Here is a 26004-nt window from a genome sequence, read left to right on the forward strand (position 1 = left end):
GCGCTACCTTGCGGGGCCTTCCAGCCGGACCGGCAGAAAAGCCCCGCATGCAGCGCTCACTTATTGCGCATTAAAAACGTAGCGGTCCAAGCGCTCGCACGCTTCCTTTACGCGAGAAAGCGGCAGCGCCAGGTTCACGCGAATATGGCAGGGCCCGTGGAACGGACGGCCGTCCTGATACCCCACGCCCACGCGTGCCCCCTCGTCGAGCAGCCACTGGATATCGTGGCCATGCTCGCGGCACCACTCGGTGCAGTCCAGGAACACCATATAGGTGCCCTGCGGGCGCGCATAGGACACGCCCTCAAAATGCTCGTCCACGTAATCGCAGAAGTAATCGATGTTGCCCTCGAGAACCTCGTTGAGCTCATCGACCCACGCGTAGCCCTGCGGCTGGTAGGCGCCAATGAGCGCGTGCATGGAAAGGACATTCATCTCGTTGTAATGCGTCTTGTCGGACACGGCGCACACGCGGTCGCGCAGCGTCTCGTTGTAGATGATGTGGTAGCTGCCGACCAGACCCGCCAGGTTAAACGTCTTGCTCGGCGCATAGAGGGCTACCGTGCGCATACGGGCATCCTTGCTCACCGACTGCGTCGGGATATGCTTGTGGCCGGGCAGGATGATGTCGGACCAGATCTCGTCAGAGATCACCACGCAATCGTGCTGGCGATAGATGTCCATGGCGCGCTCGATCTCGTCGCGCTCCCACACGCGGCCGCAAGGATTGTGCGGCGAGCAGAATACCGCGGCATGAATGTGGTTTTGGGTGAGCTTGCGCTCCATGTCCTCAAAGTCCATGCGCCACACGCCTTGGTCGTCGCGCTTAAGCGGGCTGTGGACGATGCGATAGCCCGCGGCCTCGATGGACTTGGTAAAGCCGATGTAGGTGGGGCTGTGGACCAGCACCGCGTCGCCCGGCTGGACATAGGCGCGCAGCGTCGACACGACGCCGCCCAGCACGCCGTTTTCGTAGCCGATATGCTCAGGGAGCAGGCCCTCGACGCCATTACGGCGGCTCTGCCATTCGATGATGCGGTCGAAGTACTCGTCGCGCGGATGGAAATAGCCAAACATGGGATGCTGAGCGCGCGCAATGATGTGCTCCTGGACCGTGGGCACCGTGGCAAAGTTCATGTCTGCCACCCACATGGGGATGCGGTCGAAGCCCTCGTCGGGCGCATTCGGAGCCATGCCGGGGATCTCGCCCCAGGAGTCAACGGCGATGGCGTCCATGTCGTGGCGGTCGATAAGCGAAGTAAAGTCGTATTTCATGCTAAGCTCCCGTGCAAAGTGGATTGTTTTGGTAGGCGTTATTGTCCACCAGCGCAGGCGGTTTTGGCATGGGGTTTGGCGTTGAATTTGGCGGTGCGAGCGGATGGGCGGCTAGGCCTGCGCGTCGTTGACAGCTGCGGACGAATGGGCGGCTAATCCTGCGCGTCATTGACGGCGGTTACCGTCAACCTGGTTCCGTCGACCGTAAACGATATGTCGAGCCCGGCGTAGGCCAAGTGATAAACGCGAGCGGGCTCGTGTTTGCTACCCGCGCGGCGCGGATCTTGGCGGAGCACCTCGACCAGGCCGGCGAGCTTTGCGGGCGGGACCATTTCCTGCAGTGCCTGCGGAAACTCGACGTCGAGCTCTTGCCACGGGGCGTCCTCAATCCAGCCGCCACTCGCATCCGGGTGACAGTCCGCAAACGGAATGTAGGGCTTGATGTCATAGATGGGCGTGCCGTCGCGCAGGTCGGCCCCCAGCACATGGATGATGGGGCCGTCGTCGGTAAGCTCGACACGATCGAGCTTGACGCAGGTAAGGCCGATGGGATTGGGGCGAAACGGGCTGCGTGTGGCAAACACGCCCACGCGCTCGGCTCCACCAAGACGCGGTGGGCGCACGGTCTTCGACCACTTGCCGTTGGTGCCGGCTTTGTCCCGCGTCCTGGCATCGATGGCGATGTCGCCTGCCGTGCCGCCGGGCGTTCCGTTTTCAAAGCGCCAAAGCAGCCACAGGTGAGAGAAGGAGTCCAGGCCCTCAACTGCTGCGTTAGAGGCAAATTCCGGCTCAAAGACGATGCGCCCCTCAAGATGGGGCGCCAAAAAGCTGTTGCGCGGAATGCCGAACTTCTGCGGCAGGTCGGTGTGTATGTGTGCAATAGGTTCCATGCCGGTCATTGTACGGCACAAGGACACGGGCGCCGCGCACAATCCCCCACCGCGGCGGCCCCGTTTGCAACCAACGGTTGCTTGGAAGGGCGTCGGCCGCCGCGTATGCTTAAGCCAACAAGCAGCAGAAAGGAGCCATCATGGCCTTTGCAGAAAAACTCATCGCCGTCCGTCGCGCCAACAATCTCACCCAAGAGCAACTCGCCGCTAAGCTCTATGTCACGCGCCAAGCCGTGAGCCGCTGGGAGCGTGGCGAAGTCACGCCGGGCATCGACATGATGAAGCTTATCGCCGCCGTGACCGGGGAGCCGCTGTCCCACCTGCTCGAAATGCCCGAGCGCTATTGCCAGAGCTGCGGCATGATCCTCACGCCCGACGACTGCGGCACCGATGCCACAGGCGCCACGACCGACCATTACTGCAAGTGGTGCTACGACCACGGCAAGTACAGCTACGACACCACCATGGAGGCAATGATCGAGGATTGTGCCCCGCGCCTGGCACAAAACACCGGTATGTCGCTCGACGAAGCCGTCTCACTCATGGGCGCCGTCCTGCCGCAACTGGAGCGCTGGCGCACCGTGCAGGAAAACGAGGAGCGCTACGGCGCCGAAGCGCGGGCGCGCTATGGCGATGAAGCTATTGATGCAGCAAATGAAGCGCTGCTGGACATGGACCCTCAGACATGGAACGACATGAAGGAACTTGAACGCGCTATTTTGGGCCAGCTCTCGATTGCCATGGGCATTGGCGACCCAGAGAGCAACGAAGCCCAAAAACTGGTTACAATGCACCGTCGATGGATTGCTCTCAACTGGGGATGCGAGCCCCAAGACGAGGCGTACCTGGGCCTCGCCCACGGCTATCTTGCCGACCAGCGCTTTGTTGACTACTACGACAAGCCCTGCGGCACCGGAGCCACGGCGTTTCTGGTCCAGGCCATCGAGTCGTCGTTGACGTGCGCATAGACCGCGGCGGCTTTGGGTATTTCAATCAAAACCGCAACCGATTGGAGACCTATGACTACTGATCACGAGCTCGTGTTCTACGTTATGACCGGCTGCCCGTATTGCATAAAGGTCAAGCGCTTTCTGGCCGATAACGGCGTGACCATTCCCGAGCGCAACATCTCAACCGACTCCGATGCCGAACAGACACTCATCGCCGTCGGCGGAAAGCGCCAGGTTCCCTGCCTGTTCATCGACGGCAAGCCACTCTACGAATCGAGCGACATCATCACCTGGGCACAGAAGAACCTGCTCTAGCGTGTTATTGCGGTCGGCCCGCCCCAACGCACAAACCCATACGGCACAAACATGTACGTCAGCATCCAAAGTCGACATTTTCCGACATCTTTGGATGCTGGCGTACAGCTTTTTGCGTGGGCCCTCACAGCTACTCATTGGGGACGCACTTAAATGAGTAGGTAGGGATTCAGTTTCTCAAATTTATAGAACATATGTTTGCTCACTGTGTTATACTCATCCCAAGGCATGAGACTGGTCGAGAGCTCCTGTGGAGGTCCCCAATGACACGCCGGAGCGAGCTCAGTAAGTAAGATCGGTGGTTACTGCACTCGTCCATCTCAGACAGGCTGCGCTCCTGTTCGCCGTCGCCATCAAAGAACGGCACTCACAACCAAACGTTTCCGTTATCCGTGAGTCACACAGGAGTGCATCGCTATGGCTAAAAAGATTCCAACCCTTTCACCCGACATTATTTCAAACACCTGCTCAGATATCAGCAGGATTGTCGAGGCCAAACACCTTGGCCAGAAAGGTATCAACCATGAGACCTCTTCGGAAGGGGCTCTGCTCATCGGGCGCCGTCTCGAGCAAGAGATTGCCGGATACCCCATCTCCAATCTCAATGGCTTGCTCTCGCCCATCGCTTGCCACCTCAAGCAGCACTTTAGCCCAAGCCTAGGCCCGACTTATCTCAAGCGTTGCATAAAGCTCGCACGAATTGTTCCGGAAGACATGGGTTTTCGACCGGAGCTTGATCTAGAACACTATCAGTCGCTCGCTCACATCGCCGACAAAGATCTGCGCTTAGATCTGATGAACGTTGCCGCGGATAACCATTGGAGCGCGTTGCGCATCGATTGTCACGCCCGCTATCGAAGCCCGCAGGACGTTTTGGATGCTTGGGAGCGCCGTACGCTTGAATCAAATCAAGAAGTGCGACGCTTCGCCCGCGCCTACACAGATGCCTGCGGGATCATTTCGCTCGATGAACTTATTGGGCTCTACAACTCCTGTGCCCCCAATCCAGTCTCGAGATTTGAGATAAATGAGACTATTTGGCAAATCAGGAACGAATCGGGGCAAATCGACAATCCCTGCATCATATCCAGAGATAGAAAACTCTATCTCATAGCGCCTGAGCTCGATGATGCTGTCGATGAAGCCCCTTATTACTATGATGACTACGGATACTCCTATCGAAAATATGAACAGCGCAGCGAATACACCGGTGAGATGCGTGCGCTGCGCGAACGGCGCGTTGGCATCAGAGCAGCAGCCATCTTCGCCGGTCACGAACGTCTTCCAATCAAAAGGCTCAGCTATGACGAAGTCATCTGCGGGCATATAAAGTGCAGTCGATCTGCCGAACGACTCAAGCAGTACGTCCTGAGAGACCCTGAGCTCAAGGCATCTGATCTCCATGCAAGAGAAGATGAGTTCGATTTCATCATGACAAAGCTTTTGCGTTCCGTTGGACTCAACGGTATGCCGACAGCACAGCAAATTACCGAAGACGCAGCTTTCTTATTGATTATCGTACGGCCCGAGTTTTACGAACGCAATAAAACAGCCGAGGTCTCCAAGCTCCTCTCGATAATCTATGAAGACGCTCCCCTCTGGGAGTTCAACGGACGCTCACATTCCGAGCTGAGAAGCGAAGAAGTGCTGGAGCCTCCGGTGCCAATTTCACATCGAGAAGTCCAATCAAAACAGGCCGCTTAACCCTATTAACTGCTTGCATTTTTGTCTACAAAACTGTATACAAAAAGAGAGGCCCTTATGGAGCTCATCGCAATCCACCCCCATGCCCTCAAGCACGGGCTGACGGAGACGGATATTACATGCGCCTGGAACTCCGCTTTCGCATGGTTCAGGCGTGATCTTGAAAATGGAGGTATCGATTACGTTCTCGTTGGACTTGATGGAAGAAGCCGTCTCATGGAACTCATCGCTCGATATTGCCCCGATCGAGATGGCTACATCATTTACCACGCCCTTGTCCCTCCTACGCGCAAGGTGCTCAGGGAAATCGGGGTCGATCGATAGGAGGCGCTATGGACGCTAAGCAGCTCGAGAAGATGATGGGGTTTGCTCCCGGAGAGCTGGAAAAGGCAGCAGAGGCATACGAAAAAGATGAGTGGCCAAAGGGCCGCACCATCAAGTTAGGGAGGCCGCCGATCTCCGATGAGCCGAGCGTTGTTTTGTCGGCACGCGTGGGTGAATCGGTTCTTGAGGCGTTTGACGCAAAGGCAAAGCGTCATGGGCAGACACGCACAGAGCGGATCAGGGAGCTCATTACGCTCGATGCAATGATTGCCTAGTCCCCCGCCGAACCCAAACGTGTACGCCAGCATCCAAAGTCGACATTTTTCGACATCTTTGGATGCTAACGTACAGCTTTTTTGCGTGGGTCCCTCACAACCGCTCATTGGGGACGCACTTAAATGAGTAGTCGGTTAAGAACGTCCCCAACGACTACCCGATGACACGGCGATCCTATTCCTCGATCTCTTTCCAGCACTGAGGATCGGCTTCGTACATATCGCCTGTGTAACCATACGTCACAGCGGGGCAGCCGCGGCACCAGCCAAAAAGTTCGCATTTGGAGCACTTCTTGAACTTTTTAAAGTCGCGCTTTGCTTCCATCTGCGGCGAAAAGAACAGCTCCTCGAGCGAGTTCTCGGCAACGTTGCCCACCTTGCTCTCCATGCGACGGCACGCATAGACGTCGCCCGTAGGCAGCACCGTCATATGGCCCGTACCGCAATGGCAGCCGTCGTAGATCATGCCGGGCTTGGCGCTCTTGGGGATGGTGAATTTGCCCTGCTCCCACAAAAGAAGCGTCCACAGGTGATCTTTGAGCTGGAAGAACGTTTTGCAGCCCGCAGCCTGGTGAAACTCCATACGCTCTTGCGCGGCCAGCAGCACGTCGCGAAATTCCAGCGGCTCCAGATGGAACTCATCACGCTTTTGGCCCGAGGTGGGGCAGTATCGTCCAAAAGCGAACACGTCGACTTCAAGGCTTGCCACAAGGTCAATGAGCTGCGGCAGCTCGGCGGCATTCATACTCGAAACCGTGTTCATAACGGCAACCCAGATACCCGCGCGCTTAAGGCACCCAATCGCACGCAAGGTCTCGACAAACGAGCCGGGCTTACGGAAGTAATCGTGCGTTTTCTCGAGTCCATCGAGCGAGAGCTGGTATTTGCGGCACCCCAACTCTTTCATGCGGGCGCAGACCTCGTCGGTCAGGTGGAACGGATTGCCCATCACGCACCACATAAAACCCCGCTCATGCAAAAGCTCGGCAAGGCGCCAAAAATCGGGATGGAGAATGGGGTCACCGCCCGTAACGTAAAAGTACGGCTGACGACCGATGCGCTCGCAGAGGGCCTGGGCCTGATCGACGACCTCGACCATCTGCTCCCACGGCATGCGCTTAAAACCAGCGCAGGCACCGTTGGCGAAGATATAGCAATGTTTGCAACGCTGATCGCATTCATCCGTAATATGCCACTGGAAGGCAAACGCAGGCTTTTGCATCGTGGGACTCCCTTGGTCGATGTTCAAATTGATGACGGTATTGGGCTACAGGCGCTCAACGGCGCCGACGGGGCAATTCTCTTCACAGGCTCCACAGTGCAAGCAGTGCCCAGGCTCTATGCGATACGAGTCACCCGGCTCGATGCACTTCTGCGGACAGTGCTCAAGACAGGTACCGCAACCGATACACGCATCGGAATCAATACGAAAACCCTTAACGGGCGCGGACGCCATGTCCTCGTCTAGGGTAAAGACAGCGCGCTCAATAGGACGAACCCCCAGGTTAAAGTAGTCGAGCACGATGTTTTCGACCTTAAAGATAATGTTGATATCACGCGTATCACCGGGATAAACGTTAGCAAGATACGGCTGCTCGGCATAAATAACGTCACGCCAGTAAACTTGCTCGGAATCCAAGGCGGGAGTGGCAACGCCGGACATGCGGATCATTTCGTTAAACCGCGTGTGGACGAGCGTTTGGACGCGCCCATCGGTCATAAGCTGGCGGGCCATCTCCTTGCCGCGCGCCGTGAGGAAGTAGATGGCGCGGGACTCGTAATGTACAGCGCTCACGCAGCGAATTTGCGGCGCGCCATTTTCGTCCACAGTTGCCAGCGAGAGCGTCCCGGCAAGCTGCATCTTCTTGAGACAAGTCTGAGCATCCATTACGAGTCCCCTCCTAGCGATTGCTTACTGAGCGTCCGCAGCGCCGCAAGCGGTGCCGCAGGCCGGAGCAGCCTTGGGATCGGCGGAGCCGCAAGCAGGGGTGGCCGCGGGGTCGGCAGAGCCGCAAGCGGTGCCGCAGGCAGGCGCGGCCTTGGGATCGGCGGAGCCGCAGGCAGGGGCGGGATCGGCGGTACCGCAAGAAGCGAAGGCGGCAACGTTCTCGAGATTCTCGGACATGGCAATTCCTTTCGATTGGGGGCGGCTGGGCGAAGCCGCCCGGACGTAGACGCTTTTGCGCCTAAGCACATCATGCGAGGAATGCACCCCACCCAAAAGAAGGCACTAATCTATTAGCCAGTTACCAAAAAGTAAGTTGTAGCCGCGGGCGCCAGCAGCTGCGATAATGCAAGCAACCTACCCGATTGCGAGGTTACCATGCTCACCAAAGAAGAACTGCCTCCCTGCCCCGTCGCTACGTGTTTTCAGCTCTTTGGCAACAAGTGGAAAATCTATATCATCCAGCAGCTCATTGAGCAGCCCCTAGGCTTCAACGCGCTACATCGCTCTATTCCCGGCATCAGTCAAAAGGTGCTCTCGTCAAACCTAAAGGAAATGGATGCCGCGGGACTTATCACGCGCACCGTCATTCCCGAAACGCCCATCCGTACCGAATACGCGCTGAGCGAGCTGGGTCAAAGCCTTATGCCTATCATCGATTCTCTTGTGGAATGGGGCACCGACTACCAGCAGCTTGTGCGAAGCTCCTAGCAGCTACGGGCTTTTGCAAATTGAGCGCCGTGGGGCATACCGCTCCACGGCGCTTACCTTTTTGTGCCTTCTTTTGAAGAAGCGGTCCGGGTTGCACACTGCTGTCAAACACGCCCAACTCAATTGGACAGGAGGTCAGCCATGAATCAAGCCGAGCGTCGTATTTGGCTTATCGACGCATTGCTCGACGCGCGACCGGACGGGCGCGGTGTTGATGTTCCCGCCGGAGCCAGCGAGCAGCGCGATTTGCTCAGGGCCCTCATGAACGTGCGGTCGCCCGAAGCGCTCGCGACAGAGGTGCTCGATATCCAGGATGCCTACTTGCAGCAGCGGCTTGTTGAGCGCGGCGGCGCAACCGATGCCGGCACGCTTCCCTACTGCAATCGCATTGCCGTCTGGCGTGGCGACATCACGCTGCTTAAGGCCGACGCCATCGTCAACGCCGCCAACAGCCAAATGCTCGGCTGTTTTGTGCCGGGACACCACTGCATCGACAATGCCATCCACACATACGCCGGCATGCAGCTGCGCCTGACGTGCGCCAGCCTCATGTGTAAACAGGGGCATGAGGAACCGACCGCATGCGTCAAGGTCACGCCAGCCTTTAACCTGCCCAGCAGCCATATCTTCCACACCGTCGGTCCCATCGTGCCCAACCATAAGCCTGGCCCGCGCGAGGAACTGCTACTGCGCCGTTGCTACACCAGCTGCCTGGAAGAAGCGACGAGCCGAAAGCTCGACACGCTTGCCTTCTGCTGCATTTCGACGGGCGTCTTTGGTTATCCCCAACAAGCTGCCGCGTGCGTTGCCATCGATGCCGTTCGTCATCATCTAGACCATAACGACCCCAACCTTAAGGTGATCTTCAATGTTTTTCTCGCGTCTGACGAGTCAATCTACCGCGACCTTCTCCAAGCAGATCGCTAAACTCCGAGCCGCACTCGATGCATCCGACGCCGTGATAATCGGCGCCGGCGCGGGTCTTTCCACCGCGGCTGGCTACGCCTACGCGGGAGAGCGCTTCGAGAAGCTCTTTGGCAACTTCGCCGCACGCTACGGCTTTACCGACATGTACTCCGGCGGTTTCTACCCCTATGACTCCCTCGAGGAATACTGGGCATTTTGGAGCCGCTATATCATGTGCAACCGATATGACCCCATACCCAAGCCCATCTACGAACAGCTTTTGGGCCTGCTGCGCGACCGAGATTACTTTGTGCTGACCACAAACGTAGACCATTGCTTCCAACGCGCCGGTTTCGATAAACAGCGACTCTTTTACACGCAGGGCGACTATGGTCTATTCCAGTGCAGCAAGCCCTGCTGTCAGGAAACTTGGGACAACGAAGAGCTCGTACATAACATGGTCGCCGCCCAAGAAGACCTGCGCATTCCTTCTACGCTAGTGCCCCGTTGCCCCCATTGCGGCTCCCCGCTCACGATGAACCTGCGCGCCGACGATACGTTTGTGCAGGATAAGGGCTGGTATGCCGCGGCCGACCGTTACCAAGATTTCCTGCGCCGCCACAACAATATGCGCATCCTGTTCTTGGAGCTTGGCGTAGGCGGCAACACGCCCGTCATCATCAAATACCCGTTTTGGCAGATGACCGCCAAAAACGAGCGCGCTACATACGCGTGCGTCAATTTTGGCGAGGCAGTCGCCCCTGCAGAAATCGCCGATCGCAGCATCCTGATTGACGCCGACGCAGGGCGCGTGCTGGACGCACTTGCCGTCCAAGCCGTCAGATGACGAATCCGATGCTCAACATAGTCATTGGGAACGTTCTTAAATGACTAGTCGTTAAAGAACGTCCCCAACGACTACATTTAGCCGCAAAAGCGGGCTATGGGCGCGAGCGGTTGTTCGCGAAAGACGCGCTCGACGGCGGCGCGGTATTCGTCGACCTTTTTGGTCTTGCGCACGATCTTGTGAACGGTAGCGGGATCGGCGAAGGCGCACTTGGCGTAGAGCCACCACTCCTTCATGCGGAAGACCGCGTTGCCGCCAATCTCTTCTGCATACGCCGCAAACAGCGTGTCGTGGAAGCGTTGCAGTTCAGCTGCCGTGGCAGTAGGGCCGCCCTTAACCATGCGAGCCAGCGCGGGGTTCGCAAGCAAGCCGCGTCCCAACATTACGTGACGCGTCCCGGGATAGGCCTCCACCAGCGCATCCATGTCCTCAAGATCAAAGATGTCGCCGTTGTAGGCCACCGGGAACGGCGCCCGCTCCAGCGTCTCGCCGTAAAACTCTTTGCGCGGCGAACCCGCATAGCGGTCCTTTTGCACGCGCGGATGCACGATCAGCTCCGCCAGCGGCATGCGGCAATAGAGGTCGAGTACGCGCTCGTATTCGTCGTCGCTTTCCAACCCCAGCCTGGTCTTGACCGACACCGGCAATGGCGAGCGCTCGCACACGTCACTCAAGAACACCTCGAGCTCGTCCAGATTGCGCAGAAAGCCCGAACCCTTCCCCTTGGCGACAACCGTGCCCGAGGGGCAGCCAAGGTTGAGATTGACCTCGCGGTAACCCATGTCGGCGAGCACCTGCGCCGCCCACACAAACTCGTCCGCGTTCTTGGACATCAACTGAGGCACCACGTTGAGCCCCTGGTTATTGGCGGGATCCACCTCTTTAAACGCCTTACCGCCAAAGCGGTTGCCCACCCGTGGCGGCGGCAAAAACGGCGTGTAATAACAATCGAGCGCACCGAAACACTCCGCATGCACGCGACGGAACACATGCCCGGTAATCCCCTCCATAGGGGCCAGCGATAAATACATCAACATCCATTCTCACATCAATGTGACAAAGGGACTGTCCCTTTGTCACATTTGCAAATCATCATTCGGCTGTTTATTTTGGCACACATACGTATCGGGCGGCATCATCGCGTGGGCACAGGAGCAGCCGCTCTAAACCAGGGCTGTCGTGGCACTTTTGCCGTATGACCTGCGCTCACCGATGGCGGGATTCTCTATACTGAGTCACATATGACGGCATCGCGCCACAACGACCGCCACGACACCAAGGACCAGCCATGGCAGCACTCTCCGAACAAGAACGTAAGCGCATCCAGCGATACTGCATCTGCCCCAAGGTTGCCGGAGCGGCGCTTGCCATGGCATTCGTGCTGCCCTTATCGATCATTCCCTTCGAAATGATCGACGACATCGTCTTCCATCACGAAGGCTTTCAAGAGACGGGCATGATGACCGCCTTGGTGCTCACCGCCATCGAGCTCGTCATATTCTGCTATTGCGCTCTCGCCCCGCGCTTTGGCATGCGTGGCAAGCAATGGAAGGAAATGCAGCACCGGCTCGCCGTCGAGCAGAACGAGAAAGACCGCTCGGCACAAATCGCAGGCGTTGTTGGCACGCAGGCCGCCGCACGCCTGCTCAAGAACAGCGACAACGAGGCTGCACGCAACCTGGGCGGCGCGGCAGAAGTCGCCGCTGCCGTAGGCGCCGTCGCCACCGCGGCAGACGTGCTTGCCGAAAGCTTTGCCAACGCGAAGGCCATGGCAGAGGCCTGTGGCGTACCTATCCCCCATGCAAAAAAGTGGATCGTCGCGCTTGTGGCGCTGCCCCTCGCAATCGTGTGCGGCGCCTATATCCCACAGCTGGCGCAGGGAAACATCGAGATGCAAGAAAACGCCGCGGCCGCGGCCGAGCAGATCGCCATCGCTCGCAAGGCGCTCGAGCCCTCATGCGAGTACGTGTCCGCCGATGACCCCTACGAGCGATATCAAGACTACGGTTATCACGTCCGCGGCTATCTGCACGACGGCGACTCCAATGCCCAGAAGACCTATACGTACCTGGATTTTGACAACAAGGGGACGCTCGCGGAAGTGAGCTACGCGGCAGAGGTCGACCCCGATGCGAGCCTCGAGGACAACCTCGCCCGCATCGAGCTCGATCTTGACGAGCTTTCCTCTGTCGTCCAAACCATAGACGTCAAAACCGCAAGTCCCGAGCTCCTAGCACCGCAGAAGCTCCCCGAAGAGTTTAGGCAGGCTTTTTTGAGCGGCTCACTCTACGAGCGAATCTCTATCAGAACGAGCGACGACCCCATCAAAGCGTATTACTCGTTTGATACGGATCCCAAGGACGAGTTTGACGAGTACACCCATCCAACCATCCGCATCACGCTGATGGGCAAAACAAGCTAGGCGCAGGAGAGAAATGTGACAAAGGGGCTGTCCCTTTGTCACATTATTCGGAGCGTAGGGCCTCCACGGGGTCTTTCTTGGATGCGCTGCGGGCCGGCAGCAGGCCGGCAACGACCGTCAGCAGCACCGAAATCGCGATGAGCACCAGCGCATCCTGCACGGGCAGGCTCATCAGATTGGGGACCTGTTTGGCCGCAAGTGCCCAGGCATTAACCGGAAAGCTCACGACTACCACGACAGCAACGGCAAAGACGCCGGCAATGAGGCCTTCAATAAAGGTCTCGGCATTGAATACGTTGGCCACGTTGCGCTTTGACGTGCCGATCGCGCGCAGGATGCCAATCTCCTTTTTTCGCTCCAGCACGCTGATGTAGGTGATGATACCGATCATGATGGAGCTCACCACCAGACTGATACTCACGAACGCGATGAGCACCAAACTGATGGTGTTTACGATGTCGGTTACCGAGCCCATGATGATGCCCATGTAGTCGGTGTACGAGATTGCCTGTTCATCGTGGCCGGCGGCTTTGACCTGCTTGTTGTACGCGTCGATGTGATCGAGCACGCGCTCCTTGGCCTCAAAGTCGCGCGGGAAAATCTTGACCGAGATGGGGTCTGCCTCGTCCGCATAGCCCAACGTGGTCAGATTGTTGTCGTAGGTGAGCTTCGACGCCTTGGCATAGCTCATCATGAGCGAACTCAGGTCCTCGGCGTCCATGTTGAAGTGGATAGCATGAGCAAAAGCACTCGCATCCACGTGCATGGCGCTCGCCAGGTTGGCAAAACTCGAAGACATCTGCGTCGCCATCTGGTCCATGAGCCCTGCCGCGCCCGTCTTGAGCTGGGACGATACCGTCGACGCTATCTGCTCGCTGATTGCCTTCATCACCTGATCCATAGCCTGCTGCAGATACGGAGCCAGCTGCTTTTGCACATAGTCGGTCATCGCCTGTTGCAGGCGCTCGGCCAGGGCATCGCCGCCGAGCGCTTTGAGCTGGACCAGGATTTGCTGGGCCGTGGCATCACTCTCAAGATACGTCGAGAATGCGGCAGCGAGCTTCGATGCGTCCTTAAGATCTTCGGGCGACAGCGCCTTAAACTGATCAGACTGCAAAAAGCCCTCAAACAGTTGGTTGGCAAGCGTTCCCACCTGCTGCATTTGCTCGGGCGTGAGCTCCAGGCCGTCAAAGATGCCCGAAAAATCTGGGGCCGGCGCTTTGGCCATGATGTCGTTGAAGTCGATGTCCTTCCCAACGCCCGAAAGGTCAATGTCCAGCCCGGACAAGTCGATACCAGAAAGGTCCATACCGCCGGCAGCGCCCGAGAGCGCAGACGTATCGAACGAGAACGCGCTCTTGAGCGCCGCCTCGTCCACACTGAACATGCTGCCCAGATCCACTCCTTGTTTGGCCTCGCCTTGCAGTTCGTCGAAAGTTTTGCCCGTAAAGACATCCGTCTCGGGATGAGCAAGTTGCTCCTGAACAATCTGCGAATTGGCAGCGCGTTCCATAAGCTGGCGAGTCAGCGCATGCGTATAGGCAATGCCCGGGGACAACGCGCTCGCGTTGGCCGTCTCGTTCGGTCGCACCACGCCCACAATACGCACGTCAATACCGTCGGCAACCTTGGCCGTCATAAAGTCGGCGTCGCCAGACATGTCAGTCCACATGCCGGTCTCTTCGTTTTTGCGATACGCATCGGCCGGCGACAGCACCTTAAACGTCGTGGACAGCGCATCGTCGTAGGTAAAGTCGGTACCGGTCTCGGGCGCTTCGACGCCACCGTCAGCCGTCATAGCGCTGTTAACCAGGTCGTTGAGCTCATTGATATCCAGCGCACCGATGCTGTAGAGCGTGTAGTCGCCCACCGTACCGCGACTCGAAAGCACCATCACGGCTTCGTTGGCAGACATGGGCCAATGCCCCGCCACGACATCGTACTGGCTGTCGAGTAAGCTCTGGTCGTCAATCATCTCGTTAAAGACCGAGGTTCCCATGGATTCCATGCTCACCGTTGCCGCCGAGCTCGCGCCCCCGCTCATGGTCTCGGTCATGGCGTTGGGCACCAGCCGGACAGGCTTCTCATCGCCCTTCCCGGCACGATAGACAACCGGCGATACACCGTAGCCGTACTGAATGGCGTTGACCTCTTTATCGATACCGTCGCCACCGGCATCGAGCCATGCCTTAAAGCTCGTCATGTCGTTGGACTTAACGCTCGCGAACATATCCTTTACGGCCGTGACCACGGGGATTTTATCGGTTCCCTTAGCCTTGCCGCCGACACTGTCGTCGGACGAATCCACGCTTTCAGGCGAGTCATCATCCGCAGCCCCCTGCCCGCCCATCATGGACGACAGGTCGTAGTCCTGCTTGGAGATGGTAAGCGGGTAGCTCGAGAGCGTGTCCTCCTCGACCTTTTTGATGTAACCGTTTACGCCGTTGGAAAGCGCCAGAATCGCCGCGATGCCGATGATGCCGATGGACCCCGCAAAGGCCGTCATGGCCGTACGGCCCTTCTTGGTCATGAGGTTTCGGGCGGAAAGCCCTAGCGCCGTCACAAAGCTCATCGAGGTTTTGCGCGTGGGCCTGGCTTCGCGGCGCGTGGCTTTGGCAACATCGAAGGGATCGGAATCGGCGGTGATCTTGCCGTCCGCCAGGTTGACGATGCGCGTGGCGTACTGGTACGCCAGCTCGGGATTGTGCGTGACCATAATAACCAGACGGTCGCGCGCCACGTCTTTGAGCAAATCCATGACCTGCACGGATGTCGTTGAGTCCAAGGCGCCGGTCGGCTCGTCGGCCAGCACGATCTCGGGATCGTTGATCAGGGCGCGGGCGATGGCCACGCGCTGCATCTGTCCACCCGATAGCTGGCTCGGGCGCTTGTTCATGTGCTCGCCCAGGCCGACTTTCTCCAACGCCTCGCGCGCACGCTGGCGGCGCTCGGCATGCCCCACGCCCGTGAGCGTAAGCGCCAGCTCCACGTTTTCCAAAATGGTCTGATGCGGAATGAGGTTATAGCTCTGGAACACAAAACCGATGCGGTTATTGCGATAGGCATCCCAATCGCGATCGCGAAAGTCCTTGGTCGAGATACCGTCGATCAGCAGGTCGCCGGAATCGAAATGATCGAGTCCGCCGATAACATTGAGCATCGTAGTTTTACCCGAGCCCGAAGGGCCCAAAATGGCAACGAACTCGTTATCGCGAAAAGACAGGCTTACGTTGTCGAGCGCCACCTGCGTAAACGACTGCGTAACGTACCTTTTGCAAATATCTTTGAGATCCAGCATGGACGGCAACCTCTCCCACGCGGGCGCGCTCGCCCGCTCTCCCCCGCCGTTCGTATTCGACGCGTTTGTCCTACTCTATCCCCATTTTTCACCGACACCAGTGAGGAATGTAGGGAACCGCGCCAAAAAACGAACGGAACGGCGCCCAAAAAAGAGGCCCCAAGTGGGGCCTCTATATGGTGGAGATTATCTTGAAAGGCAGCGGACTACTCCGCACAGCGACACACGATCCTCGCGATGCTTTACGTGTTTTTTACTGCTCGCTATTCGCAATCGCCTGGTCGATAAGTTTGTTGAGTGCAGCGCGCTGCTCGGCGGAGCTGATGGCTCCCACGATGGGCTCCCCTACGATGTTGCCATTCTGATCGATGACATACGTTGTCGGGAACGAGAACAAATTTGACGTGAACTTACCGGCCTCGCTATCCGACTTGAACCAGATGTTCTTATACGTCACGCCCTTCTTGCTCAGCACGTCCTTGGCATCTGCAATCTCGCCCTTGTTGCCATCGAGCGTAAAGGAATTGACGCCCACGACCTGGCCGCCCTTCTTGGCAAGCTCCTGATTCAGTTTCTCAAGATCGCCCAGCTCGCCCACGCACGGCTTGCAAGTAGTGAACCAGAAGTTCATGACGGTGACCTTGTTCTTAGAGAACAGCTCGTCGCTGTTCACGTCGTTGCCATCCAGGTCCTTGCCCGTAAAGCTGGGGAACTTCGTCGCCTCGTTCGAAGCATTGGCACCAGCCGTCATGCCAGCGGTCGAAGCGTCGACGCTCTCGCCTGCACTCGGCGTGCTTCCACAGCCGGGGAACTCCTTCTCCAGGCTCTCGAGCTTGTCCTCGATCTCCTTGATCTGCTGTGCACCGGCCTTGAGCGTCTTGAGCTCATCCGCCGTGAACTCATCCTTGGCGCCGTCGATGGTCTTGAGCAGGAAATCGCCGTAATTGCTGCCGTCCTCAATCATTGCCGAGTCTTTATTTGCCGCATTGAATACCTTTTCCCACAGCGCGTTATCACTCGAAAAGATCTCGTTCTCCTTCTGCATGAGCTTCGCATACAGCTCGGCGGCCTCGTCGGCATTGGCCGGCTTCTGCGCAGTGAGTTCTGCGATCTTAGGATCGGAGCTCGCAGATTCGCTCGCATTGCCGCCAGGTGCCGAGCACGCCACAAGACACAAGGCCAGCACCGGCACCATAAACAGGGCCGCAATCTTAGAAAGCTTCATAGTCGTTCCTCCGTTTTGTCGAAGCTTGTTTACTTTTTATCGGCGGTCAAGGGGAGCTTTTCCGCCGACACATCCAGGCCATAGCGATAGCTAATGGCATCGACGGGACAGGCCCCGATGCACTTTCCGCACCGGATGCATTCGGCATGATTGGGTGCGCGGACCACATCAACGTCCATCTGACAAACCTTTGAGCACTTGCCGCACGAGACACATTTGCATGCGTCAACCCGAATCCCCAGTAGGGACACCCTATTCATGAGCGCATAGAATGCGCCGAGCGGGCAAATCCATTTGCAGAAGGGGCGATAGAACAAAACGCTCAGCACTACCACGGCAATGAGAACGACAAGTTTCCAAGTAAAGAGCTGTCCCAACGCAGATCGAATGCCGGCATTGGCAATGGCCAGCGGAATGGCGCCCTCGAGCACACCCTGCGGACAGATGTACTTACAAAAGAACGGGTCGCCCATGCCCACGTCGTTAACCACCAAGACGGGTAGCAGCACCACGGCAAACAGCAACACGACGTACTTGATATACGTAAGCGCCTTGAGCCTTTTTGTCGAAAGCTTTTTGCCGGGAATCTTGTGCAGCAGCTCTTGCAGCCAGCCAAACGGGCACAGAAAGCCGCATACAAAGCGTCCCAGCAGCACGCCGAGCAAAATGAGCGTACCGGTGACGTAGTAAGAAAAGTTGAACTTGGATGAACCTACCACCGACTGGAACGACCCGATGGGGCACGCACCCGATGCCGCGGGGCACGAATAGCAATTAAGTCCAGGTACGCAGACTGTTTTTCCCGCGCCCTGATAGATGCCGCCTTTGGCAAAGTTTGGCAGGTGAATGTTGGTAATAAGTGTTGCCGCCGCCTGAATGAATCCGCGAAATCGGGCCAAAACATGCGACGCAGTGTTTTCTCTTTTATCCAATTCCGATACACTCCAAGCACAGCCTAATCGCTTTGGCCAGCACGGCATCCGCCTCGCCACGCATAACGCCAAAGCACACCATGGCAATTCCGACGATCAACAAAGCGACCTGTACCACGGGTTTTACCGCTTTGAACAACCTGACCACTCCTTTCGTTACGCGACCATTGGACCATATCGGCTATAAAATCCGTGTTAAGCGCGATTTGGAATGTGCAAGGAGACCGTTATGCGTATTTTGATCGTCGAGGACGAGCAGGCGCTGTGTGACGCAATCGCGCGCAGCTTGCGAAACTTGGCGTACAGCGTCGACTGCTGCCACGACGGGCAGGAGGCGCTCGACCTGCTGGGCGTCGAAGTCTTTGACCTCGTGGTACTCGACCTCAACCTTCCCCGTATCGACGGCATGACCGTACTCAGGGAACTTAGGAAAACTGACTGCGAGACTAAGGTACTGATTCTGTCCGCACGTGGCGAAGTATCCGATAAAGTCGCTGGACTCGATGCCGGCGCCAACGATTACCTCACCAAGCCGTTTCATCTGGACGAGCTTGCGGCAAGGATCCGCAGCCTTACCCTCAGACGCTTTACACAAAGCGACATAGTTTTAACCTGCGGAGAGCTCCGCTTTGACACCAAGGCGCGCATCGCCTCCGTGAACAGCGAGGCTCTATCTCTTACGCGCAAGGAAACGGGAATCTTGGAATACCTGATGCTTAATCAGGGGCGTCCGGTAAGTCAGGAGGAGCTTATCGAGCACGTTTGGGATAGCAGCGTAAACAGCTTTAGCAACGCAACCCGCGTTCACATCTCGTCACTCCGCAAAAAGCTACGCAGCACTTTGGGATACGACCCGATTCGCAATCGGATTGGAGAGGGCTACGTTATGGAGGATAGCGAATGAAAAGGCTTTCCCTGCAATGGCGCTTAACGATTATGACGGCACTGCTCACGTGTGCGGCATGCGTGCTGACGAACTGCCTGGTCGGCTATACGGGCATGCGCTACATGGATGCCATCGGCAGTAACATCTCGGCCTTTAACGCAACCGGCGAAGATTCGCCCCAGGCGTTCGACCCAACGAAAGCGACCCCCGATGACAAGATCACGATCGTCGTAAACGACGCACAGGAGTCTTTTGGCACGACAACCTGGTGCATCACGGCTGGAGTCACACTCCTTGGCGGCGTGCTGGCATACTTTGTGAGCGGCCGTGCGCTCAAACCGCTACGAGCTTTTGCCGCCCAGGTTGAGCGTGTGCAGCCTGACAACCTAAGCGAAATCAGACTCAGTGAAGATGTGCCCACCGAGCTACAACGATGCAGTGCCTCTTTCAACGACATGATCGCCCGTCTTGGCGAAGGGTTCTCTGCACAGCGTCAGTTTACCGGCAACGCCGCACACGAGCTGCGCACCCCGCTCGCCCTTATGCAAGCACAGATTGAACTATTCATCTCCGAGCACTCCGGTTTGCAATCCGAAACAGCCGAGCTGCTCGGCCTGCTACAAGAACAAACCGAGCGCATGTCTCGAATGACCAAGGTATTGCTCGAGATGAGTGAGCTCCGCAGCGTTCCTTGCGAGGACGATGTTGAACTTGGCCCCTTGTCCGAAGAGGTCCTCGCCGACCTTGCGCCACTTGCCGAGAATAAGGACGTAACCCTCGATTGCGCCGGAGACGCTTTAGTAATCGGGAACGATGCGCTCCTCTATCGGCTGGTGTTCAACCTGGTCGAAAACGCCATCCGTTACAGCCGCTCCGGCTCGACTGTCAACGTCTCCATCAGCGGCAGCGACAGCCACGTGCTCCTGCGAGTCAAAGATGAGGGCCCGGGAATACCCAAGCAGTACCGAGAGAGCATCTTCCAGCCGTTCTTTCGTCTAGACAAATCCCGCAGCAGGGCATATGGCGGCGCAGGACTCGGGCTAGCGCTTGTTTGGGAGATTGCAGCGCTTCACGGTGGCACGGTAGGGGTCGAAGCAAGTTCCGAGAACGGGACCACCATGCTCGTAAGCCTTCCAAAACGATCCGCAGCGTTAACCGAACAGTAAAACGAAAGGGGTCCCGAGCAACAGAGGTACAATTGCTGCATTGTTGCCACCCGATGGGAGATGGAAGATGGACTGCGATGGCTACCCGCGCATTCCCATGCCGTTGATGTGCACCGCCTTTGTGCCGGGGCAGATTGACGCTGCGGTTACAAGCATTTCCGACCCCGATTCACGCACCATCGCCACGGCAGAAGCGCTGTACTTTCGCGGACAAGCCATGCTCGCCGCCGAGGCAGCACGCCCCTATCTTGACGCCACCGACCCCGCACTGCGCTATTCCGCATGCCTTATCTGCGGATACGCCAGTCTGTCACTCAACCGTATCGCCGATGCTCGCCGTTGCCTTGTGGGCGGCCTCGATACGCCAGCCGACAAGGAATCGCCCGCCATCCACGCCACGCACATCCTGTTCGCCTCGGCCGCGAGCGTCCTGCTGCACTTGCCTTCCCCGCATTCCGCCGAAGAGTTTTATCCGCTTGCGGCGCATCTGCCCGAAGGCCTGCGCCTGTTCGCCAGCTACGTGATGGCGCATGCCCTGTACCTGCGCGGCGAATATGGCCGCAGTCTGGGCATGGCGGAAAACGCCCTGATCATGAAACAAGGGAGCTATCCGATCTCGGAACTGTTCCTGCACCTGGCAGCTTCCATGGCATGCATGAGCCTCAAGGACATCGACACCGCAAAGGCACACTTCGGAGCCGCTTGGGACGTTGCGCGTCCCGACGGCCTTATCGAACTCATCGGCGAACACCACGGCCTTTTGCAGGGGCTTATCGAGGCGTGTCTAAAAACGCGATACCCTGACGACTTCGCGCGCATCATCGAGATTACGTATCGATTCAGCTACGGTTGGCGGCGCATCCACAACCCCGATTCGGGCGAGGACGTGGCCGACGATCTAACGACCACGGAATTCACCATGGCCATGCTCGCCTGTCGTGGGTGGACCAACGCCGAAATCGCACGCCATATGGGAGTATCGCCGGGTACCGTCAAAAACCGCCTATCAGGAGTGTATGCCAAGCTTGGTATCGGAACTCGCGCCGAGCTGGTCGCGCATATGTTGCGTTAGCGGCCAGACTACCTGGCATATCGAAAGCGTCCCGGGGGCCCGACGCTTTCGCACGCTCAAATTGGACATTTTGGCCATCGAACGGCACTACCGCCACGTGGCGCCTTCTCGCAAAATTGGATTATTTCCACCGATACCTGCGGGATGGGAGCCAAAGATGCTTGATCGCCGTTCGTTACTTGTTGCCGGAGCGTCCTCGCTGGCGAGCGTTATGTTACCGCGCGTGCCGGGAAGCGCAAACGCCTTCATGTTGCCGTTCGCGCCCACCGCGGCCTATGCCGACGAAGAAGACCCCTTCAAGGTCCTGGTGCTCTCGCGCACCATGTTTGGTGTGGTTGTGATCGACGTCGCCAACAAGAATATGCCCATCAAGGGAGCCCAGGTCACGCTCGCGTCGCGTTATGCCGCGGGCAAGCAGCTCTCCGCCACTACCGACGACGAGGGCACGGCCATCTTTGAGGTCGCGCCTCTTTCGGAAGGCTACGTGGACGAGGCAACGCTTCTCGACGCGTACGACTTTAACGGCGGCATCTCCATTAGCATGGCGGGCTACCGTGATGTCGAGATTCCCCTTGCGCGTATCCAGGGCGGCACCGCCATAACCGCGCCCACGCGTCCGCTTTCCGACGGCGAGCCGTACTTCCGCCAGCTCACATTCGACGAATGGGACATCCAGTACGCTGAAGCCACGTTCATGACATTGCCGAAGGACGACACGGCAAACGAGCAGCCCGATACGCACGCCTTTACCGTGCAGGCACATCTGCCACAGGGTGGACAGGCAACGCTGCGCATCAACAAAGTGGCGCCTGCCGCGGGCAGCTCACCCGAAACCTTCACGCAGATTGGCCAAGTCAAGGCCAGCGCATCGGGTGCGGATAATCTGGCAACGTTCACGCTTGAAGACACGTTCCTCGATGCAGCTTCGGGCCTTCTGGAAGAAGGGTGCAAGCTGCGCTTTGTCCTCGACTACCAGGGCAAAACCTACACGCTCTCATCCCCTATGGCCGTTGTTACCGCGCCGGCGGCAAAGGCGGAATCCGGATCGACCACTATCGTCCCCACTACCATGGACCAAGAGATCACTCCGTTTGATTTCCCGGCGGCGTTTCCCGGCATCGGCGGCAATAAGTTCACGTGCTGGATGCCCTCATTCCCCATTCTGTTCGATTTCTCTTTTGCCGGGTACGTGCTGTTTGGCGGAGGATACAAACCGGTCGGCTACATGAACGATTCAGGCAATCCGGATCCGGAGTACTGGAAGAAATCGCCGCGCGAGTCGGGCGCCAAGCAGGCAAACCGCTACCTCGACGAGATGGAGGGGAAGTGGAATCAGTACAAGAGTATGAGTGCCGGTTCGGGAACCGATCCAAGAAACACTAGGCTCCTTCGCCACCATTGCACGCTGCTGTTCACGATGGATATCGCCACACAGCTGTACGGCTCGCTCGCCTACGATTGGGTGGGCAAAACCTGGGGCAACAACAACGACCCCGCATACGGCAATATTAAGGCGCTCTTTCAAGTAAGAACCGACCTCAATTGGACCGAGCAGTTTACCCTAGGACCGGTGCCGTTTTTCCTAAACGTCAACCCCTGGGTGCTGGCGAAGCTGGCGCTCGCCGTGGGTGCCCACACGCACGGCAGCGGCGCGGCGTTTTTTAAAAACATTTCGCTCGACTTTTCAAACACCTCGGGCTCATTCACCATCCAGATCGGGCTTGCCGTCACCTTTGGCGCCGGCGTTGCAGGCGTCGCTTCGTCTGCCGTGCGCGGCGCCGCATCCCTCACGCTGTTCATTGGGTACGAGAAGGCAGATGGACACCAGCTTCCGCGACTGCGCGTAGGTGCAGACGTCGATGTCGATGTGATACTCCAGTTTGTCATGTTCAAGTGGACCACCAAGGCTTGGTCGGGGTCGTGGCCCACACTCCTCGATTCGTGGAATATGTCGGTGAACAATGGCAACCAGTATGTGCTCCAGCGCTCTGAGCTCGCATTGGGTGGAGATACGCCCTATACGCTGGATGCCCGCTTTGGCGCGCCCAGCAACATCGAGGCGGGCGGCGTGCCGCAATTCATCGCATCGGCCACCATCGTCACCAACGCTGAGCTGCTCGCACGCGCCGAGGTTAAGGCCACTGCCGTAAACGTCGCGCCTATCGTGCGCGATTGGGACCGGTCGGTCACGCGCATTGAGCTCGAGGCGGATGCAGAAAGCGACGACACGGGGCAGATCGAGCATTTCGTCCACGCACTGATAGAGAACGGCGAAAACGCCGCGTCGATGTATGAGTACACCTATAACGGGCAGGCGACGAACGCCGTTGCGGACCCCAACGCCAATTCTGCTGGTGTATCGGAGGACGAGCGTGGCGGCATCAAGCCCTCGAGCGACAACGTGCTGTTTACTGGCGTGCTCAGCGAAGCTCACATGAAGCTGGCAATGATTGCCGGCGTAGAATGCCTGTTCCGTATCGCCTCGGTGCGCTACGGCGACAATGGCCGCTCGCGCCTAGTGGTGCACACAAAGGCAAACGGCACGTGGTCCGCTCCCACGCCCGTGGATTTTCCCCTTGGGTTTGGCGAGAACGACGTGGAGCGCGACGGCATATACGATTACGACTTCGACGTGGTGGAATATACGGACGGAAGAGGAAACCAGGACGCCTACGTGCTGTTGGTCTCGGGCGAGCGCCCCGACGGCGACAACACCCTTTTCGATACGGCAAGCACAGCCGGCATACTGTCCGTTGTGCGTCTGCGCATAAGCAACGACGGAATTCGCGTGATGTCGCACACGTCGTGGCGCAGCATCTCGCGCGGCCGCCTTCAGGAGGATGGCCACCATTGTCTGCAGTGCCCACGCATCACGGTGGGCAAGGCGCTGGTCGACGGACGTCTGTCGGGCGCTTACCTCCACCGCCGCGGGACCACCGCAGAAAAGGCGCTCGGCAGCGAGGCCGAGGTTGCGCTGGAGTGCTTTACCCTATGGTCGGACGTTTCGGGCGACAGTCTGACGTTCCGCCAAGTTCTCCGCTTTCCACAAGCACCGTCGAGTATCGAGCTGGGCGAGCCCGAAAAAATCAACGGCAAAATGGTGGTGCCCGTTGCGTACGAGACTGCAGACGGTTGCGGCTGCGCATCATACGCCGTAATCGGCCAGTCCATTGCGGGCTGGGGCGTTATGCCACCAGACGCCACGGTACCCCGTGCGGCGCCGTGGCCACAGCATTCGGGCTTTTTGGCAACCGTCAACGAACAGCTGCAGCATATTACTTGGACGCGAGGCGCATCGGCATTTGCAACGCAGCCCGTGGGTGCCGCAGGCTGTGGCCCGGCATCGTTTAGCGTAAGCAACAATGGCAGGTGCGTGCTCTATGTAGAGAACACCGATGGCAAGGTGGGACAAACCTACGACGAAGAAGGCAACCCAGTAGCAGTGATGGGCAAGCACTTCCGCATCTTCGCCAGCACCTTGGCAGGTGATCTGTTCACGGAGCCGTTCGTGATGTGCGAGCTGGACCATCCCGTCGATCAGATAACGACATTTTTGACGTCGGGAGGCATGCTCTCCGCACTCGCCACGCACATTGTGAGCGCGGAGAAGAGCGAGGCAGAGCTGCACGGCATCGAAGTGCCCTTGGTGGCGTGTGCCACTCCGACGGGCGCGGTCGCCACCTCGGGCGCGGTGGTGCCCGGAGCAGCAGGCGAATCCTTCATGGTCACGGTGCGAAACGACGGCAACACCTTGCTGACCGCCGGCACGATCGATCTGTACCGAGAGGGCTCCAGCCAGCCGTTCTCCAGCGCTTCCATCGGATTCGGACTGAACGCACGCATGGCTTCAATCTACGATCCAGAGCTTGCCGAGGACGCTTCGGCCAACGACATGGCACACGTGAAGTACGCGCTCGAGACGCTGGGCGCACGTTTTGCAACGCACCCGCTGGTAGCCGACAACGGCAACGCCGTGCTGGCACCGGGTTGCACGGCACAGTTCCGCATGAGCTTCGCCATCCCCGAGAGCTGGAGCGACGAAGTGGGCAAACGCGTAACGCTGTATGCGAAGGCGCGTAATCTGGTGGCGCTCGATCCCGTAACGCTCGAGGAAATTCGACCGGGCGCGAACTCGGCGCTGGGTGCCGTACTGCACGAGCTTCATGTGCCCGACGCGTCATGCGAACGCTCAGAAGTTCAGGTCGGCGTATGCGACAGCGCGGACGCCACAGGGCTTCACGACGCCCCGATGACGGCGGACGGCGATGGTGGCACGAGTGGAGGTGGCTCCGGCGAAAGCAGCTCCGGAGGCGGCAGTGGATCTGGCAGCGGCAAGAATCACGGCAATAAAAAGCGCTCCGGAAAAGCGGGCGCGCTTGCGGGCACGGGCGATGTCAACGCTCCCCTCATGGCAGCCGCTGCAGCACTCGCCGCAGCTGGTGCCGGCCTTGTCGCCTACAGCGCCCGCCGCACGGCGCTCGAAACCGACACTGCCAATGAGGTCAATTCGGATAGGCCTCGCTAGCTCCTAGTTACCTTTGTGAGAGACGCCGACTCGGCTCATCGAACATCAAAATGGGCTGGTTCTGGATACCCAGAGCCAGCCCATTACGCATTAGATGTCGTCAGAGGAGTCGAGTTCTGCCTCGAGCTTGGCACGGCGTCTTTTCGCCAACAATCCGCACGACACGTCTTCGACAACGTATCCAACCGCAAACGCAGCAAGACACATTCGGCCGTCTTCAAACTTACTCGGACAAAACCGACTCGGTTTTGTGCGAGTGAGCTCTTTTCAGCCTAAGTTCGAACGATTGTTCGATGGATTTCGTGTTGGTTGGAATCGTCTGTGGGCTGGGCTATG

General features: G+C 58.2%; 23 protein-coding genes. 13 read left to right on the plus strand and 10 right to left on the minus strand.

Annotated features, from left to right (window positions below; genetic code table 11):
• Positions 1-60: 60 nt before the first annotated feature.
• A complete protein-coding gene (locus tag ACEXKH_RS02265; protein ID WP_373572932.1) occupies positions 61-1275 on the minus strand; it encodes a MalY/PatB family protein in 1215 nt (404 codons plus the stop codon).
• Between the two features lie 152 nt (positions 1276-1427).
• Positions 1428-2165, minus strand: coding sequence for an SAM-dependent methyltransferase (locus tag ACEXKH_RS02270; protein ID WP_373572933.1), 738 nt, complete (start codon positions 2163-2165; stop codon positions 1428-1430).
• Between the two features lie 140 nt (positions 2166-2305).
• On the opposite strand from ACEXKH_RS02270, the gene ACEXKH_RS02275 reads away from it, so the two are divergent.
• From ACEXKH_RS02275 to ACEXKH_RS02295, 5 genes are all read left to right on the plus strand, one after another.
• The gene (locus ACEXKH_RS02275) at positions 2306-3133 is read left to right on the plus strand and encodes a TipAS antibiotic-recognition domain-containing protein (protein ID WP_373572934.1); all 828 of its coding nucleotides are present in this window, start codon (positions 2306-2308) and stop codon (positions 3131-3133) included.
• Positions 3134-3184: 51 nt separating this feature from the next.
• Positions 3185-3430, plus strand: coding sequence for a glutaredoxin family protein (locus ACEXKH_RS02280; RefSeq protein ID WP_373572935.1), 246 nt, complete (start codon positions 3185-3187; stop codon positions 3428-3430).
• Between the two features lie 417 nt (positions 3431-3847).
• A complete protein-coding gene (locus tag ACEXKH_RS02285; protein ID WP_373572936.1) occupies positions 3848-5134 on the plus strand; it encodes a hypothetical protein in 1287 nt (428 codons plus the stop codon).
• A gap of 57 nt (positions 5135-5191) precedes the next feature.
• Positions 5192-5458, plus strand: coding sequence for a hypothetical protein (locus ACEXKH_RS02290; protein ID WP_195404319.1), 267 nt, complete (start codon positions 5192-5194; stop codon positions 5456-5458).
• Positions 5459-5466: 8 nt separating this feature from the next.
• The gene (locus ACEXKH_RS02295; protein WP_195404320.1) at positions 5467-5733 is read left to right on the plus strand and encodes a ribbon-helix-helix protein, CopG family; all 267 of its coding nucleotides are present in this window, start codon (positions 5467-5469) and stop codon (positions 5731-5733) included.
• A 175-nt stretch (positions 5734-5908) separates the two neighbouring features.
• Here ACEXKH_RS02295 and acgM read toward each other — a convergent pair whose 3' ends face one another.
• The 3 genes from acgM to ACEXKH_RS02310 are packed head-to-tail and all read right to left on the minus strand — an operon-like array spanning position 5909 to position 7858.
• The gene (gene acgM, locus ACEXKH_RS02300) at positions 5909-6955 is read right to left on the minus strand and encodes a radical SAM/SPASM domain protein, ACGX system (RefSeq protein ID WP_373572937.1); all 1047 of its coding nucleotides are present in this window, start codon (positions 6953-6955) and stop codon (positions 5909-5911) included.
• 45 nt (positions 6956-7000) lie between these two features.
• Positions 7001-7621 (minus strand): 4Fe-4S binding protein, encoded by a 621-nt coding sequence (locus ACEXKH_RS02305; RefSeq protein WP_373572938.1) that lies wholly within the window; start codon positions 7619-7621, stop codon positions 7001-7003.
• Between the two features lie 24 nt (positions 7622-7645).
• Positions 7646-7858 carry a hypothetical protein gene (locus ACEXKH_RS02310; RefSeq protein ID WP_373572939.1) on the minus strand — a complete coding sequence of 71 codons (213 nt, stop codon included), beginning with the start codon at positions 7856-7858 and terminating at the stop codon, positions 7646-7648.
• Positions 7859-8056: 198 nt separating this feature from the next.
• On the opposite strand from ACEXKH_RS02310, the gene ACEXKH_RS02315 reads away from it, so the two are divergent.
• From ACEXKH_RS02315 to ACEXKH_RS02325, 3 genes are all read left to right on the plus strand, one after another.
• Positions 8057-8389 carry a winged helix-turn-helix transcriptional regulator gene (locus ACEXKH_RS02315; RefSeq protein WP_117862845.1) on the plus strand — a complete coding sequence of 111 codons (333 nt, stop codon included), beginning with the start codon at positions 8057-8059 and terminating at the stop codon, positions 8387-8389.
• Positions 8390-8530: 141 nt separating this feature from the next.
• Complete coding sequence (locus ACEXKH_RS02320) at positions 8531-9316, plus strand: protein-ADP-ribose hydrolase (protein WP_373572940.1); 786 nt, start codon at positions 8531-8533, stop codon at positions 9314-9316.
• A complete protein-coding gene (locus ACEXKH_RS02325) occupies positions 9258-10142 on the plus strand; it encodes an SIR2 family NAD-dependent protein deacylase (RefSeq protein ID WP_373572941.1) in 885 nt (294 codons plus the stop codon). The genes ACEXKH_RS02320 and ACEXKH_RS02325 overlap by 59 nt, the downstream gene beginning before the upstream one ends.
• A gap of 77 nt (positions 10143-10219) precedes the next feature.
• Here the strand turns inward: ACEXKH_RS02325 and ACEXKH_RS02330 are convergent, their stop codons facing one another.
• The gene (locus tag ACEXKH_RS02330; RefSeq protein ID WP_373572942.1) at positions 10220-11173 is read right to left on the minus strand and encodes a tRNA dihydrouridine synthase; all 954 of its coding nucleotides are present in this window, start codon (positions 11171-11173) and stop codon (positions 10220-10222) included.
• Between the two features lie 257 nt (positions 11174-11430).
• Here ACEXKH_RS02330 and ACEXKH_RS02335 point away from each other — a divergent pair, with 257 nt between their 5' ends.
• The gene (locus tag ACEXKH_RS02335; RefSeq protein WP_373572943.1) at positions 11431-12564 is read left to right on the plus strand and encodes a hypothetical protein; all 1134 of its coding nucleotides are present in this window, start codon (positions 11431-11433) and stop codon (positions 12562-12564) included.
• Positions 12565-12607: 43 nt separating this feature from the next.
• On the opposite strand, the gene ACEXKH_RS02340 is transcribed toward ACEXKH_RS02335, so the two are convergent.
• The 4 genes from ACEXKH_RS02340 to ACEXKH_RS09665 form a co-directional block, all read right to left on the minus strand.
• On the minus strand, positions 12608-15862 hold the full coding sequence (locus ACEXKH_RS02340; RefSeq protein WP_373572944.1) for an ABC transporter ATP-binding protein/permease: 3255 nt from the start codon (positions 15860-15862) through the stop codon (positions 12608-12610).
• A 253-nt stretch (positions 15863-16115) separates the two neighbouring features.
• Positions 16116-17087 carry a TlpA family protein disulfide reductase gene (locus ACEXKH_RS02345; RefSeq protein ID WP_373572945.1) on the minus strand — a complete coding sequence of 324 codons (972 nt, stop codon included), beginning with the start codon at positions 17085-17087 and terminating at the stop codon, positions 16116-16118.
• Positions 17088-17116: 29 nt separating this feature from the next.
• Positions 17117-17806, minus strand: a complete 690-nt coding sequence (locus tag ACEXKH_RS02350) for a 4Fe-4S binding protein (RefSeq protein ID WP_445012651.1) — start codon at positions 17804-17806, stop codon at positions 17117-17119.
• 205 nt (positions 17807-18011) lie between these two features.
• Positions 18012-18101 carry a CD1871A family CXXC motif-containing protein gene (locus ACEXKH_RS09665; protein ID WP_022094046.1) on the minus strand — a complete coding sequence of 30 codons (90 nt, stop codon included), beginning with the start codon at positions 18099-18101 and terminating at the stop codon, positions 18012-18014.
• 129 nt (positions 18102-18230) lie between these two features.
• Here ACEXKH_RS09665 and ACEXKH_RS02360 point away from each other — a divergent pair, with 129 nt between their 5' ends.
• The 4 genes from ACEXKH_RS02360 to ACEXKH_RS02375 all read left to right on the plus strand — a co-directional run bounded on the left by ACEXKH_RS02360 (position 18231) and on the right by ACEXKH_RS02375 (position 25668).
• Complete coding sequence (locus tag ACEXKH_RS02360) at positions 18231-18923, plus strand: response regulator transcription factor (RefSeq protein WP_445012652.1); 693 nt, start codon at positions 18231-18233, stop codon at positions 18921-18923.
• Positions 18920-20071: a HAMP domain-containing sensor histidine kinase gene (locus ACEXKH_RS02365; RefSeq protein WP_373572948.1), complete on the plus strand. Its 1152-nt coding sequence runs from the start codon at positions 18920-18922 to the stop codon at positions 20069-20071. Before ACEXKH_RS02360 ends, ACEXKH_RS02365 begins: the two co-directional genes overlap by 4 nt.
• A 67-nt stretch (positions 20072-20138) precedes the next feature.
• On the plus strand, positions 20139-21143 hold the full coding sequence (locus ACEXKH_RS02370; RefSeq protein ID WP_373572949.1) for a helix-turn-helix domain-containing protein: 1005 nt from the start codon (positions 20139-20141) through the stop codon (positions 21141-21143).
• Between the two features lie 157 nt (positions 21144-21300).
• Positions 21301-25668: a hypothetical protein gene (locus tag ACEXKH_RS02375; RefSeq protein ID WP_373572950.1), complete on the plus strand. Its 4368-nt coding sequence runs from the start codon at positions 21301-21303 to the stop codon at positions 25666-25668.
• The last annotated feature ends 336 nt before the right edge of the window (positions 25669-26004 follow it).

Source organism: Collinsella aerofaciens ATCC 25986, from assembly GCF_964259375.1.
GTDB lineage: Bacteria > Actinomycetota > Coriobacteriia > Coriobacteriales > Coriobacteriaceae > Collinsella > Collinsella aerofaciens_BO.